Annotated in this window: 10 protein-coding genes; 9 read left to right on the top strand and 1 reads right to left on the bottom strand. The window is 70.4% G+C overall.

Annotated features, from left to right (window positions below; translation table 11 throughout):
- Positions 1–230: 230 nt before the first annotated feature.
- From F9C12_RS03695 to F9C12_RS03655, 9 genes are all read left to right on the top strand, one after another.
- Positions 231–1,493 carry a glutamate-cysteine ligase family protein gene (locus tag F9C12_RS03695; RefSeq protein WP_409464735.1) on the top strand — a complete coding sequence of 421 codons (1,263 nt, stop codon included), beginning with the start codon at positions 231–233 and terminating at the stop codon, positions 1,491–1,493.
- A 62-nt stretch (positions 1,494–1,555) separates the two neighbouring features.
- Positions 1,556–2,905 (top strand): ergothioneine biosynthesis protein EgtB, encoded by a 1,350-nt coding sequence (gene egtB, locus F9C12_RS03690; protein ID WP_409464734.1) that lies wholly within the window; start codon positions 1,556–1,558, stop codon positions 2,903–2,905.
- Between the two features lie 4 nt (positions 2,906–2,909).
- Positions 2,910–3,674, top strand: a complete 765-nt coding sequence (gene egtC / locus F9C12_RS03685; protein WP_409464733.1) for an ergothioneine biosynthesis protein EgtC — start codon at positions 2,910–2,912, stop codon at positions 3,672–3,674.
- The gene (gene egtD, locus F9C12_RS03680; RefSeq protein WP_409180565.1) at positions 3,671–4,642 is read left to right on the top strand and encodes an L-histidine N(alpha)-methyltransferase; all 972 of its coding nucleotides are present in this window, start codon (positions 3,671–3,673) and stop codon (positions 4,640–4,642) included. The genes egtC and egtD overlap by 4 nt, the downstream gene beginning before the upstream one ends.
- A complete protein-coding gene (locus F9C12_RS03675) occupies positions 4,635–5,105 on the top strand; it encodes a nitroreductase family deazaflavin-dependent oxidoreductase (protein WP_409464732.1) in 471 nt (156 codons plus the stop codon). The genes egtD and F9C12_RS03675 overlap by 8 nt, the downstream gene beginning before the upstream one ends.
- Positions 5,106–5,642: 537 nt before the next feature.
- Positions 5,643–7,271: an alpha/beta hydrolase gene (locus F9C12_RS03670; RefSeq protein WP_409464731.1), complete on the top strand. Its 1,629-nt coding sequence runs from the start codon at positions 5,643–5,645 to the stop codon at positions 7,269–7,271.
- A 117-nt stretch (positions 7,272–7,388) separates the two neighbouring features.
- The gene (locus tag F9C12_RS03665; RefSeq protein ID WP_409464730.1) at positions 7,389–8,528 is read left to right on the top strand and encodes an EfeM/EfeO family lipoprotein; all 1,140 of its coding nucleotides are present in this window, start codon (positions 7,389–7,391) and stop codon (positions 8,526–8,528) included.
- Positions 8,525–9,685 (top strand): Dyp-type peroxidase, encoded by a 1,161-nt coding sequence (locus F9C12_RS03660; RefSeq protein ID WP_409464729.1) that lies wholly within the window; start codon positions 8,525–8,527, stop codon positions 9,683–9,685. Before F9C12_RS03665 ends, F9C12_RS03660 begins: the two co-directional genes overlap by 4 nt.
- 17 nt (positions 9,686–9,702) lie before the next feature.
- A complete protein-coding gene (locus F9C12_RS03655) occupies positions 9,703–11,307 on the top strand; it encodes a phospholipase C (protein ID WP_409464728.1) in 1,605 nt (534 codons plus the stop codon).
- 336 nt (positions 11,308–11,643) lie between these two features.
- Here F9C12_RS03655 and acnA read toward each other — a convergent pair whose 3' ends face one another.
- A complete protein-coding gene (acnA, locus tag F9C12_RS03650; RefSeq protein ID WP_409180560.1) occupies positions 11,644–14,469 on the bottom strand; it encodes an aconitate hydratase AcnA in 2,826 nt (941 codons plus the stop codon).
- Positions 14,470–14,646 lie beyond the last annotated feature (177 nt).

Below are 14,646 nucleotides of genomic sequence, written 5' to 3'. Positions count from 1 at the left end.
CGCGCCCGGTGCGGTGCGGGCCCGACCCGCGCTGCCGTGCTCCGGGGTGCCCCGGATGGAGCAGTCCGGCCGAGTGTGATCTGTTCGGCGAACTCCCAGGTCAACGCAGATTACGAGAGTATTGCCGCGCGGCGCTGAGCGTTCTCGGCCCTGTTTTTGTCGGACCCCGCGTGTAGCGTCGCGAAGCGACGAGGTCCGGCCCCCGGACCTCCCGATGGGGACGGCGACAGATGATTGCAGTGCACGACTTTCCGGACAGATCCGGGAGTGCGGCGAACCTGACGGCGCGGGTGCTTGCCGACCGCGCGGAGGGGGAGCGGTACGTCGCGTCGGTGTGTTTCAAGCACGGGCCGCCGAGACTGCTCGGGGTGGAACTGGAGTTCACCGTGCACCACTCCGGCGACCCGGTCCGCCCGCTCGACCCCGATGTCCTCGCCGCGGCGCTCGGCCCGCACACCCCGCGGACGCTGCGTCCCGACAGTCCCGCGATCCCGCTCCCGGCCGGCGCGCCGGTGAGCCTGGAACCCGGGTGCCAGGTGGAGATCTCCGCTCCGCCGCAGGCCTCGCTGCGTGCGCTGCACGCGGCTGTGGAGGCCGATCTCGCTCATCTCGCCGGTCTTCTCGCCCGCCACGGCCTCGAACTCGGGACCGCGGGCATCGACGAACACCGTCCGCCCCGGCGCGTTCTGCGCACGCCTCGCTACGCCGCCATGGAACGCCGGTTCGCCCCGATCGGGGCGGGCGGCATCACCATGATGTGCAGCACCGCGGGCCTGCAGATCTGCGTCGACGCGGGCGAAGCCCACGAGGTCGCCGCGCGCTGGGCGGCCGCGCACGCGATGGGTCCGCCGCTGCTGGCGCTGTTCGCGAATTCGCGCGTGCACGCCGGAACCGACACGGGATTCGCGTCGGCGCGCTGGCTCGCGGTGATGGAAACCGAACCGGTCCGCACGCAGTCGCCCGAGCCAGGGGAAGACCCGGCGCGCGCCTGGGCCCGCCGGATGATGGACACGCCGCTGATGGTGTTCCCGCGCGGAGAACGGCCGTGGGACGCGCCGGAGGGGCTGACCTTCGCCGACTGGATCAGCGGCCGGGGCGCGGCCACCGTGCTGCGCCGTCCGACCGTCGCGGACCTCGACTACCACCTCACCACGATGTTCACCCCGGTGCGGCCGCAGGGCTACCTCGAGCTGAGGTACCTGGACGGGCAGCCGCCGGGGGAATGGCTGCCGCCGGTCGCGCTGGTCACCGCGCTGCTGGCCGACCAGTCCACAGTGGACAAAGTGCGCGAGGTGTGCGCGCCCGCGGCCGGCCGCTGGGCCGACGCCGCCCGGTGCGGGATGGCCGACGCGCGACTGGCGGCGGTCGCCCGGGAACTGGTGGAGCTGGGCATCGCCGGGCTTCCGGCCACCGGGCTTCCCGGCGACACCGTCGCCCGGCTCGCCGCCGGGCTGCGCGCCCGGGCCGCCGGAGTGCCGCGCCAGGACCGATGAGCAGGACCGAGAACACCGCCGGGCCGGGCGCCCGGCGAACCGGACTCGAGGAGTCAGGAGCCATGAGCACCATCCCCGAACAGAACCCGTTGCTGGAGCTGAGCCCGCAGGACCTGCGGGCGCACGCGGCCGCCGCCCTCACCCGGGCGCGCGAGCGCAGCGTGGCCCTCACCGACGCGGTCGACGACGAAGACCTCGTGCGGCAGCATTCGAAGCTGATGTCGCCGCTGGTGTGGGACCTCGCGCACATCGGAAGCCAGGAAGAGCTGTGGCTGGTCCGCGACGTCGGCGGACGGGAGCCGCTGCGGCCGGACATCGACGACCTCTACGACGCCTTCCAGCACGCCCGCGCGGACCGTCCGGCGCTGCCGCTGCTCGGCCCGGCCGAAGCCCGGGCCTATGTGAAGGAAGTGCGCGAAAAGGCGTTCGACGTCTTGGAAACCGCGCCACTGGAGGGCCGCCGGCTCACCGAGAGCGCGTTCGCGTTCGGCATGATCACCCAGCACGAACAGCAGCACGACGAGACCATGCTGGCCACCCACCAGCTGCGCAAGGGGGAACCGGTGCTGCACGCCCCGGAGCCGCCGCGCGCACCCGCGCGCAAACTGCCCGCCGAGGTGCTCGTGCCCGGCGGCCGGTTCACCATGGGCACCACCGCCGAACCGTGGGCGCTGGACAACGAACGCCCGGCGCACGAGGTCGACGTGCCGGCCTTCGTTCTCGACACCACCCCGGTCACCTGCGGCGCGTACGTCGAGTTCCTCGAGTCCGGCGGCTACCACGACCAGCGGTTCTGGAGCGAGCCCGGCTGGGCGTACCGGCAGGAGCACGACATCACCGCGCCCCGGTTCTGGCACCGCGAACCGGACGGCTGGTGGCGCACCCGTTTCGGCGTGCGCGAGCGCGTCCCGGAGAACGAGCCGGTCGTGCACGTGTCGTACTACGAGGCGGACGCGTACGCGCGCTGGGCGGGCAAGCGGCTGCCCACCGAAGCGGAATGGGAGAAGGCCGCCCGGTACGACCCGGAGAGCGGCCGGTCGCGGCGTTTCCCGTGGGGCGACGAGGAACCGACGGCCGAGCACGCCAACCTCGGGCAGCGGCACCTGCGCCCGGCCGAGGCGGGCGCGTACCCGGCCGGTGCGTCGCCGCTCGGCGTGCACCAGCTGATCGGCGACGTCTGGGAGTGGACGAGCACCGATTTCCACGGCTACCCGGGCTTCGCGGCGTTCCCGTACCGGGAGTACTCGGAGGTGTTCTTCGGGCCGGAGTACAAGATCCTGCGCGGCGGGTCGTTCGGCACCGACGCGGCGGCGATCCGGGGCACGTTCCGCAACTGGGACTACCCGATCCGGCGGCAGATCTTCTCCGGCTTCCGGTGCGCGCGCGATCCGCGGCCGGGCGAGGCGGGCTAGCCGGATGTGCCGTCATCTCGCCTATCTCGGCGCGCCGGCGTCCCCGGCGGAGCTGATGTTCGCCGCGCCGCACGCGCTGCTCGTGCAGTCGTACGCGCCGCTCGACATGCGCGGCGGCGGTTCGGTCAACGCCGACGGCTTCGGCCTCGGCTGGTACCCGGAACCGGGCGCGCCGCCGCAGCGCTACCGCCGCCGCGAACCGCTGTGGACCGACCAGACGCTGCCCGCGCTGGCCGCGTCGGTGCGCACCACGGCGTTCGTCGCGGCGGTGCGCAACGGCACCACCGGAATGCCGGTCACCGAAGCGGCCGCAGCGCCGTTCGCCGAGGACCGCTGGCTGTTCAGCCACAACGGCGTGGTCCGCGGCTGGCCCGGTTCGATGCGCGGGCTGGCCGGGCAGCTGGACGTCACCGAGCTGTTCACGCTCGAAGCGCCGACGGATTCCGCACTGCTGTGGGCGTTGCTGCGCGCCCGGCTGCGCGCGGGGGAGGAGCCGCTGGAAGCGGTGACCGGCCTCGTGCGCGAGGTCGAGGCGGTCGCCCCGGGCTCTCGGCTGAACTTTCTGCTCACCGACGGCGAACTGCTCGTCGGCACCGCTTGGACGCACTCGCTGTCCGTGCGCCGCACCGAAACCGGAGTGGTGCTGGCGTCCGAGCCGTGCGATCCGGACCCGGCCTGGACCGCCGTGCCCGACCGCCACGCCGTGCGCGCCACCGCGGCCGGCGTCGACGTCCTTCCCCTGACCCTGGAACGGAGCACCGCCCGATGACCGAAGCGGACCTGGAGAGCCATCGCCGCGACGTGACCGCCGAGTTGCGCGCGGACGTGCGCGAGGGGCTCACGGCCGACCAGAAATGGTTGCCGCCCAAGTGGTTCTACGACGCCGAAGGCAGCAAGCTGTTCGAGAAGATCACCGCGCTGCCGGAGTACTACCCGACCCGCAGCGAGCGCGAGGTGCTCGCGGACCGGGCCGGCGAGATCGCCGAACGCACCGGCGCGCACACGCTCGTCGAGCTGGGTTCCGGGTCGAGCGAGAAGACCCGGCTCCTGCTGGACGCGCTCACCGCGCACGGCACGCTGGAGGCGTTCGTGCCGATGGACGTGTCGGAAACCGCGCTCGCCGAGGCCGCCGCGGCGATCACCGCGGACTACCCGAAGCTCGAGGTGCGCGGGGTGGTCGGCGACTTCACCCAGCATCTGCAGCTGCTGCCCGGCACCGCGCCGCGGGTCGTCGCCTTCCTCGGCGGCACCATCGGCAACTTCCTGCCCGGCGAACGCGCCGAGTTCCTGCACTCGGTGCGGGACGTGCTCGGCGAAGGGGAGTGGCTGCTGCTCGGCACCGACCTGGTGAAGGACCGCGAAACGCTGGAGCGGGCCTACGCCGACGCGGCGGGCGTCACCGCGGCGTTCAACCGCAACGTGCTCCGCGTGATCAACGCCGAACTGGGCGCGGACTTCGACCCGGACGAGTTCGACCACGTCGCGTACTGGGACGCCGAGCACGAGTGGATCGAAATGCGGCTGCGCGCCCGGCATCGGACGGAGGTGCGCATCCCCGGCGCGGACCTGATCGTGCCGTTCGCCGAGGGCGAGCACATCCGCACCGAGGTGTCGGCGAAGTTCCGGCCGGACGGCGTCGAGGCGGAACTGAACGCCGCCGGGTTCGCGCTGGAACGATGGTGGACAGACTCACAGCAGCGGTTCGGGGTGAGTTTGGCAAGATCAGTGCGTGCGTAACCCTCTCGCGGCACTCGCCCGCAAGCTCGGCACCCAGCCCCGGCTGATGGGCGCCTCGCGCGCCATCATCGCGACCGACCGGCAGCTGCACCGGTGGTTCGGCGGCCGGATCAGCCTGGTCGGCCTGGCCGGGCTGCCGTCGCTGCGGCTCACCACCACCGGACGCCGCAGCGGCCTGCCGCGGAGCACGAACTTGCTGTACTACCCGCACGGCAGCGAGTTCGTGCTCACCGGGTCCAACTGGGGCCGCCCGAAGAATCCGGCGTGGACCCGCAACCTGCGCGACAACCCGAAGGCGACGGTCGCGCTGCGCGGCCGCGAGATCGAGGTCAAGGCGCGGGAGCTGGAAGGCGCGGAGTACGACCGGATGTGGGCGGAACTGCTCGAATTCTGGCCGGGCTACGAAATGGAACGCGACGCGGCGGGGAGGGAGCTGCCGGTCTTCGTGCTGACCCGCTGCTGAGCGGGCCGGGAAGGGGCGGACGAATCTGCCGGCACCACGGCTGGTTCGAGCTGGACGAATCCCCGGCCGAGCCTGCCTGGGGCTAGGGAAGTTCGACGAGCTGCTCGCGGAGGTCAGCGAGCGGGCAGCCGGTTCCTGTTCCGGTTCCGGCGAAGCGCGGATCAAGGTGGTCAACGGCAGGCACGTCCTGATGGCGACCGGCATGCCTGACCGTCGGGGCCGGGAAGGGTCCGATCTGCTCGAACTCCTGGAGCACGTCGCTTCCCGGCTCGCACGGCCTCTTGTCCATCCGGGACGAGGAGCCGCCCGGATTCAGCGGCTACCGGGTCGGGTCGTACGGGGCGAGCAGACCTTCCGGTTCGCCCCGTTCCTCTCGCCGCTCCAGCCGGCCGTCGAGGATCCCTGAGCCGCACAGCGCGGTGCCGCTCCTTCCGAACCCGCACTTCCTCCTTTTGGCCGGTGCCCGGCTTGGCCGGATTATGCCAGTCTCGGTGACGCCCCGTAATCAGACGGGTGTGCAACCAGGGGAGATTCCACGTGCGCGGAGCGAAAAGAGCACGAACCGGAGCTGTGGTCGCGGCGATCGCGACCGCGTTGACCGGATTGGCGGGCACTGCTGGGGCGGCGCCCGCCGATCCGGCTGCGCAGCAGGCCAAACCCGCGGAGATCGCGCGCACCGCGCCGGTCCAGTGGGAGGACTGCACCAAAGAGCAGCTGCGCGGGGTCCCGCAAGACCAGCTGAAGCTGTACAGCTGCTCGCGGTACCGCGTGCCGATCGACCACGATGACGCGTCGCTCGGCACGATCGACATCGCGCTGATGAAGCGCGCCGCCAGGGTGCCCGGCCAGCGGATCGGGTCGCTGTTCCTCAACCCGGGCGGCCCGGGCGGGTCCGGGCTGCGGATGCCGATCGCGGGCGACCGGTACTTCCGCCCGCAGGTGCTGGACCGGTTCGACCTCGTCGGGTTCGACCCGCGCGGCGTCGGGGCCAGCAATCCGCTGCGCTGCTTCACCACCGCCGAGGACTCCGCGGACGTGCAGGGCCAGATGGTCGCGGTTCCGTTGTCGCGCAAGGAAATCTCCGGCACGCTCGCCGCGTACCGCGACTACGGCCAGTTCTGCCGCCGCAACGCCGGCGCGCTGCTCGACCACATGTCCACCCGCGACGTCGTGCGCGACCTCGACCAGCTGCGCGCCGCGGTCGGCGACAAGCAGCTGACCTACACCGGGTTCTCCTACGGCACCCTCGTCGGCGCCACCTACGCGGCGATGTTCCCGAAGCAGACCCGGGCGATCGTGATCGACGGGAACGTCGATCCGCAGCTGCGCACCAACGACGGCGTCACCTACGACCTCGCGCGGGCGCAGGGCTTCGAGATCGCGCTCGACGCCTTCCTCAAGCGCTGCGCCCAGGTCGGCGACAAATGCGCGTTCAGCGCGGGCAATCCGCGGGCGAAGTTCGACGAACTGCGCGAGCACGTGCGCACCGACCCGATCACGCTGCCCGACGGCACGAAGGTCGACATCGGCACGCTGACCGGCTCGGTGTCCAGCGCGCTGTACAAGCCGGCCCAGTTCAGCGAGCTGGCCGAGGGCCTGCAGCAGGCGTACTCGGCGCTGCACCCGTCGCTGCAGGCGCAATCCACGCGCAAGGGCACCCTTTCGGCTGGGCACGGCGGTCTGCTCGACCTCGCCCCGGACAGCCCGTACACCGGCGACGACTCGTACTTCGCGGTGAACTGCGCGGACAAGCCGATGCGGATCCGGCAGGAGCAGGTCCCGGGCATCGCGGCCAAGGCGGACCGGGAATCGCCGACGTTCGGCCGCTACCAGGTGTTCTCCGACATCGCCGCGTGCCCGGTGTGGCCCGCCGCGAAGACGTCCGACCCGTACCGCGGGCCGTGGCGCGCCAACACCGCGACGCCGGTCCTCGTGGTCAGCAACTTCTACGACCCGGCCACCCGGTACCGGTTCGGCCAGCGGATGGCCGAGGAACTGGGCAACGCGCGGCTGTTGTCGGTCGACGCGTTCGGCCACTGCGTCCTCGGCAGCGCGCGGGGCGTGGACGACGCGACCGCCGCGTACCTGATCGACCTGAAGGCGCCCGCCGACGGCCAGGTGTTCCAGCCGGACCGGCAGCCGTTCACGACGCCCGCGAACGGCTGATCGGTTGATCTTCGGGCCGATCTCGGCCCGGAATCGGGCATAACGGCACAACCCTCTTGTCAGCGCCCGGCGGATCGGTGAAAGTGTCCGCCAGATGTTCACCTGAGGGGAGTTGACGTGCGGCGCTGGGCGGGCGGGTTCGGCGCGGCCGCGGTCCTTGCCGGGACCGCGGTGCTCGCGAGTTGCTCCGGCTCGCCCGCCCCGGCCGGCCCGATCGCGGTTTCGCGCTCGGCCTGCGGCGACGGCTGGACCGCGCCGCCGGCCGGGCCGCAAACCCTGCAGGTCCGCAACGACGCCGCCGTCACGATGGAAGTCGAACTCGTCGACCCGGCCACCGGCACGGTCTTCGGGGAAGTGGAAGGCGTCGGCCCGGGCACGACGCGCGCGTTGCCGGTGAACTTCGGCAACGGCGCCTACGCCTTGCGCTGCGCGCCCGAGGACGGCACCCCGTTCGTCGGCCCGGCTGTGCAGGTCACCGGCGGCGCGGACCGCCCGGGCCCGGCCGTGGTGCCGGTGACCAACGCGGATTTGCTCGGTCCGCTCAAGCAGTACCACGGCTATGTCGCCGACGGGCTCGGCACGCTCACCGGCCAGACCGCGGCGCTGGCGCAAGCCGTCCGTTCGGGCAATCGCGGTGCGGCGCAACAGGCTTGGCTCACCGCGCACCTCACCTACGAACGGCTCGGCGCCGCCTACAACGCCTTCGGCGATTCGGACGGAGCCATCAACGGCACCACCGCCGGATTGCCGAACGGGGCCGCCAATCCCGGCTTCACTGGCTTCCACCGCCTCGAAAACGGCCTGTGGCACAACGAAGCGCTGCCCGCGCTGAGCCCGGTCGCCGACCAGCTCGACCAAGCGGTCCAGAAGCTGCGCACGTCGTTCGCCGACGCCCAGATCGACCAGAACGACCTCGGCCTGCGCGCGCACGAGATCATGGAGAACACCCTCCAGTTCGAGCTGACCGGCCGCACCGACTACGGCAGCGGCTCGAACCTCGCGACCGCCCGCGCGAACCTCGCCGGGACCCGCGCGGTCCTCGACGTGTTGCGCCCCCTGCTGACCACGAGGTTCCCCGGCCTGAAAGCCCTCGACGCCTGGATCGCCCGCACCGATCGCGATCTCGGTGCGGTGGCCGGAAAGCCGCTGTCCGCTTTGGACCGGAAGGAGCGGCAGCGGATCAACGCCGACGTCGCCGAACTGACCGAGCGCCTGGCCCCGGTCGCGGCGATCGCGGAGCCGAGGAGGATCTCGTGACCCTGGGGCGGCGCGCGTTCCTGCGCGGAGCGGCGGCCGCTGGAGCGGGCGCGGGTCTGGCCGGCCTGTCCGGAAGCGCGACGGCGGCCGGGACGGCGGTGCCGTTCCACGGTCCCCGGCAGACGGCCGTGCTGGCGGAGCCCGCGCGACATTCGGTCGTCGCCGCGTTCGACGTCGTCGCCGAGAACCGTGCCGAACTCGCCGACCTGCTCAAGGAACTCACCGCTCGCGCGCGGTTCCTCACCGGCGGCGGCGCGCCCGCGTCGGTCGGGATCACCGGGCCGCCCGCGGATTCCGGCGTGCTCGGTCCGGAGGTCCCGAAGGGCGAGCTGTCCGTGCTGGTCGGCGCGGGGGCGTCGTTGTTCGACGACCGGTACGGGCTCGCCGCGCGCAAGCCGCCGAAGCTCAAGCAGATGCCGATGTTCCCGGACGACGCGCTCGATCCGCAGTGGTGCCACGGCGATCTGAGCCTCGTGCTCAACGCCGCCGAACCGGACACCGTGCTGCACGCGTTGCGCGACATCGCCCGCGCGACCCGGGGCGGGATGCAGCTGCGCTGGAAGATCGACGGGTTCAGCTCTCCGCCGCGTCCGGCCGGGACGCCGCGCAACCTGCTCGGGTTCAAAGACGGCACGTCGAATCCCGCACCGTCCGAAGCGGACAGTCTCGTGTGGACGGACGACGGCGGCAGCTACCAGGTGATCCGGCTGATCCGGATGCTGGTCGAGTTCTGGGACCGGGTGTCGCTGTCGGAGCAGGAGAACATGATCGGCCGCCGCCGCGACACCGGCGCGCCGCTCGACGGCGCGGCCGAACACGACGTCCCGCGCTACGCCGAGGACCCGATCGGCGCCGTCATCCCGCTGACCAGCCACATCCGGCTCGCGAACCCGCGCACGCCGCAGACGGACGGCCAGCGGATCCTGCGCCGCGCGGTCAACTACGACCGCGGCGTGGACGCCAACGGCAACCTCGACATGGGCCTCGTCTTCACCTGTTACCAGCGCGACCTCGAGCAGCAGTTCGAGGCCGTGCAGAAGCGGCTCGCCGGGGAGCCGCTCACCGACTACGTCTCGCCGTTCGGGGGCGGGTATTTCCACCTGTTCCCGGGCGTGACGGACCCGGCCGACCACTACGGCCGGGCAGTGCTGGGCTGAGCGGAAGGAGTTCTGCAGTGAAGCGGACCAGGAAGCGGGCCACCGCGGCGGCCGCGCTGGCGGCGACCGCGGCGCTGGCCGCGGCGTGCGCGAGCAGTTCGGCGTCGACCTCGGCCCCGGCGCACGCGATCGCCGCCGAGACGTTCGCGACGGCGACGCCGATCAAGCACGTCGTGGTGATCTTCGGCGAGAACATCTCCTTCGACCACTACTTCGGCACCTACCCGAACGCCACCAACGAAAACGGCACCCCGTTCCACGCCGCGCCCGGCACCCCGAAGGTCAACGGCCTCACTCCCGACCTGCTCCAGCACAACCCGAACGCCTACAACCCGAAGCGGCTCAGCCCGGACCAGGCGCTCACCTGCGACCAGGCGCACGACTACAAGAAGGAACAGGCCGCGTTCAACGGCGGCAAAATGGACAAGTTCGTCGAATACACCGAGAAGGACAAGTGCACCGGGCAGCCCGTGCTGTTCGGCGAGCCCGGTCTGGTGATGAACTACTTCGACGGCAATACGGTCACGGCGATGTGGAATTACGCCCAGCGTTACGCGCTGAACGACAATTCCTTCAATACCGTTTTCGGGCCGTCCAGTCCCGGCGCGATCAATCTGATCTCCGGTCAGACGCACGGTTTGCAGCCGGTCGATTCGGTCACCGGGGAGCCGAAGGTGGATCCGCACACGGCGGCTTCGCCGGATTCCCGCGGGGTCGGCACCATGATCACGGATCCGGACCCGGCGTTCGACGACTGCTCGGACAAGAACCACACGGCGAAGGACAACCTCGGGGCGTTTCAGGGGCGCAATGTCGGCGATTTGCTGAATGCGCGCGGGGTTACGTGGGGGTGGTTCCAGGGCGGGTTCCGGCCTACTGGCGAGGCGAACGGGTATGCCGTTTGCGGGACTAAGCACGCGAATGTGGGCGGGCAGGCTTCGGTCGATTACAGCCCGCATCACGAGCCGTTCCAGTATTACCGGTCTACTGCCAACCGGAAGCATTTGCCGCCGTCGTCGTTGCACGCGGTGGGGCAGCAGGATCAGGCTAATCATCAGTACGACGTCCGGGACTTCAACGATGCGCTCGCGGCGGGGACCATGCCCGCGGTGAGCTTCCTGAAAGCGCCGGAATACCAGGACGGGCACGCGGGGTACTCGGATCCGTTGGACGAGCAGGCGTTCGTGGCCGATGAGATCAATCGGATCCAGGCGTCGCCGCAGTGGAAGAACACCGCGATCGTGCTGGCATACGACGATTCGGACGGCTGGTACGACCACGTCGCGCCGAAGATCCTCAACGGCTCGCATGATTCGGGGCAGGATGCTGCGATTTGCACGGCGAAGCCGGTGAAGCTGGGCGGGTTCGCGGATCGGTGCGGGTATGGGCCTCGGTTGCCGTTGCTGGTGATTTCGCCGTACAGCCGGGTGAATCACGTCGATCACACGATGACGGATCAGACTTCGGTGTTGCGGTTTATCGAGGACAATTGGCATTTGGGGCGGATCGGCGGCGGGTCGTTCGATGTGATGGCGGGGTCGTTGTCAGGGATGTTCGATTTCTCGCGTCCGAAGGCGGGATCGGTGAGGCTGGATCCCCGGACTGGGGCGGTGGTTGGGTAAGGGGGGTGCTGGGGGTTCGGCTCGTCGCCCTGGGGGGCGACATTGCCGGTTGATGGGTTGCGTGGGGCCCCCGAAGTTTGATTGTGCTGACGGTTCGGGGGTGCTTGTCAAGGCGGGAAAGATGCCTTGACAAGCACCCCCGAACCGCAGGGAGGCTTCGTATCGGGGGCGGGGGGAGGTGTGGGTGCCTCGCTGTTTGGGTGCGGCGGTGTCTGTTTAGGGCTGTGAGGGGATCAGGGGGCTGTGAGGGTTTCTCTCACGGACGTTGCGGGGGCGGAAAACAAGCGTGGCCCGCCCGGGAGAACCGGGGCGGGCCACGAGCTTGGGGTCAGGCCGTCAGGACTGGGTCATCTTCCGCAGCACGTACTGCAGGATGCCGCCGTTGCGGTAGTAGTCCGCTTCGCCGGGGGTGTCGATGCGGACGACCGCGTCGAATTCCACCTTCGAGCCGTCTTCCTTCGTGGCCGTCACGTGCACCGTGCGCGGGGTCTCGCCCTCGTTCAGCTTCGTGATGCCCTCGATGTCGAACGTTTCGGTGCCGTCCAGCTTCAGCGACGACGCCGACTCGCCCTCCGGGAACTGCAGCGGGATGACGCCCATGCCGATCAGGTTCGAGCGGTGGATGCGCTCGAACGACTCGGTGATCACCGCGCGCACGCCCAGCAGGCTGGTGCCCTTCGCCGCCCAGTCGCGGGACGAGCCGGAGCCGTACTCCTTGCCGCCCAGCACGACCAGCGGGATGCCCGCCGCCGCGTAGTTCTGGGCCGCGTCGTAGATGAACGCCTGCGGGCCGCCCTCCTGGGTGAAGTCGCGGGTGTAGCCGCCCTGCACGTCGTCCAGCAGCTGGTTGCGCAGCCGGATGTTCGCGAAGGTGCCGCGGATCATGACCTCGTGGTTGCCGCGGCGCGAGCCGTAGGAGTTGAAGTCCTTGCGCTCGATGCCGTGCTCGGTCAGGTAGCGGCCGGCCGGGGTGTCGGCCTTGATCGCGCCGGCGGGGGAGATGTGGTCGGTGGTGACCGAGTCGCCCAGCTTCGCCAGCACCCGGGCGCCCGAGATGTCCTGCACCGGGGCCGGCTCGGCGGTCATGCCGTCGAAGTACGGGGGCTTGCGGACGTAGGTGGACTCGGCGTCCCATTCGAAGGTCTTGCCGGTCGGCGTCGGCAGCGACTTCCAGCGCTCGCCGCCGTCGAACACGTCGGCGTAGTCCTTGGTGAACATCTCCTGCGTGATCGCGGAGTCGATGGTCTCCTGGATCTCCTGCGGCGACGGCCAGATGTCCTTCAGGAACACGTCGTTGCCGTCGGAGTCCTGGCCCAGCGGCTGGGTCTCGAAGTCGAAGTCCATCGTCCCGGCCAGCGCGTACGCGATGACCAGCGGCGGCGACGCCAGGTAGTTCATCTTGACGTCCGGGTTGATCCGGCCCTCGAAGTTCCGGTTGCCCGAGAGCACCGAAACCGCGGTGAGGTCGTTCTCCTGGATCGCGGCGGAGATCTCGTCCGACAGCGGGCCCGAGTTGCCGATGCAGGTGGTGCAGCCGTAGCCGACCAGGTGGTAGCCCAGCTTCTCCAGGTACGGCCAGAGGCCGGCCTTGTCGTAGTAGTCGGTGACGACCTGCGAACCCGGGGCCATCGACGTCTTGACCCACGGCTTGACCGACAGGCCCTTCTCGACCGCGTTGCGCGCGAGCAGCGCCGCGCCCAGCATGACCGACGGGTTGGAGGTGTTGGTGCACGAGGTGATCGACGCGATCACCACGGCGCCGTGGTCGAGCACGAACTCGCCGCGGTCGGCGGTGGACACCTTGACCGGCTTGGTCGGCCTGCCGGTGGCCCCGTTGGCCGCGGACTGGACCGGCACGGCGGTCTCGTCCTGGAACGACAGCGCGGCCGGGTCGGAGGCCGGGAAGCTCTCCTCGACGGACTCGTCGACGTTCGTGTGCGGGGTGGGCTGCTCGTCCCCGACGTAGTCGTGCACCGACTTGCGGAACGAGGACTTCGCGTCGGACAGCTCGATGCGGTCCTGCGGGCGCTTCGGGCCGGCGATCGACGGGACGACCGTCGACAGGTCCAGCTCGAGGTACTCGGAGTACTGCGCCTCGTGGGACGGGTCGTGCCAGAGGCCCTGCTCCTTGGCGTACGCCTCGACCAGCGCGACCTGCTCGGCCGAACGGCCGGTCAGCTTGAGGTAGCGCACGGTCTCGTCGTCGATCGGGAAGATCGCCGCGGTGGAGCCGAACTCCGGGCTCATGTTGCCGATGGTGGCGCGGTTGGCCAGCGGCACCTGCGCGACGCTCTCGCCGTAGAACTCGACGAACTTGCCGACCACGCCGTGGCGGCGCAGCATCTCGGTGATCGTGAGCACGACGTCGGTCGCGGTGACGCCGGCCGGGATCTCGCCGGTCAGCTTGAAGCCGACGACGCGCGGGATCAGCATGGAGACCGGCTGGCCCAGCATGGCCGCCTCGGCCTCGATCCCGCCGACGCCCCAGCCCAGCACGCCGAGGCCGTTGACCATGGTGGTGTGCGAGTCGGTGCCGACGCAGGAGTCGGGGTAGGCCTGGCCGTTCCGGGCCATGACGGTGCGGGCCAGGTGCTCGATGTTGACCTGGTGCACGATGCCGGTGCCCGGCGGGACGACCTTGAACTCGTCGAAGGCGCCCTGGCCCCAGCGCAGGAACTGGTAGCGCTCGCGGTTGCGCTCGTACTCGATCTCCACGTTGCGCTCGAAGGCGTCCGCGCGGCCGAACACGTCGATGATCACCGAGTGGTCGATCACCATCTCGGCCGGCGCGAGCGGGTTGACCTTGTCCGGGTCGCCGCCGAGAGCGGTCACGGCCTCGCGCATGGTGGCCAGGTCGACCACGCAGGGCACGCCGGTGAAGTCCTGCATGATCACCCGGGCGGGCGTGAACTGGATCTCGATCGACGGGTCCGCGTTCGGATCCCAGCCGCCGAGCGCGCGGATGTGGTCGGCGGTGATGTTCGCGCCGTCCTCGGTGCGCAGCAGGTTCTCGAGGAGGATCTTCAGGCTGTAGGGCAGCCGGGCGGAGCCTTCGACCTTGTCCAGGCGGAAGATCTCGTAAGAGTTCTCTTCCACCCGCAAGGTGTCCTTGGCTCCGAAGCTGTCCTTGCTAGGTGCAGTCACGTCTAACTCCAGTGGCATGGATTCCACGCCGCGGCGGGCGTGTCCTCCCGGGTCAGTTCGGTGTCGGTCTCCGGGTCGTCGGGATCGACCCGCGCGAGTCTTGCGCACCCCCACCGTAGAACCGGAACCGGGAGGGCACACCTCGTCTTCTCGCCCTCAAACAGTACGCGTGTCCTGTATTTCGTTCAAGACGAC

This window comes from Amycolatopsis sp. GA6-003 (assembly GCF_046267895.1).
GTDB lineage: Bacteria > Actinomycetota > Actinomycetes > Mycobacteriales > Pseudonocardiaceae > Amycolatopsis.
The sequence above is the reverse complement of the archived record's forward strand: the minus strand, read 5'-3'. Positions and strand labels throughout refer to the sequence as shown.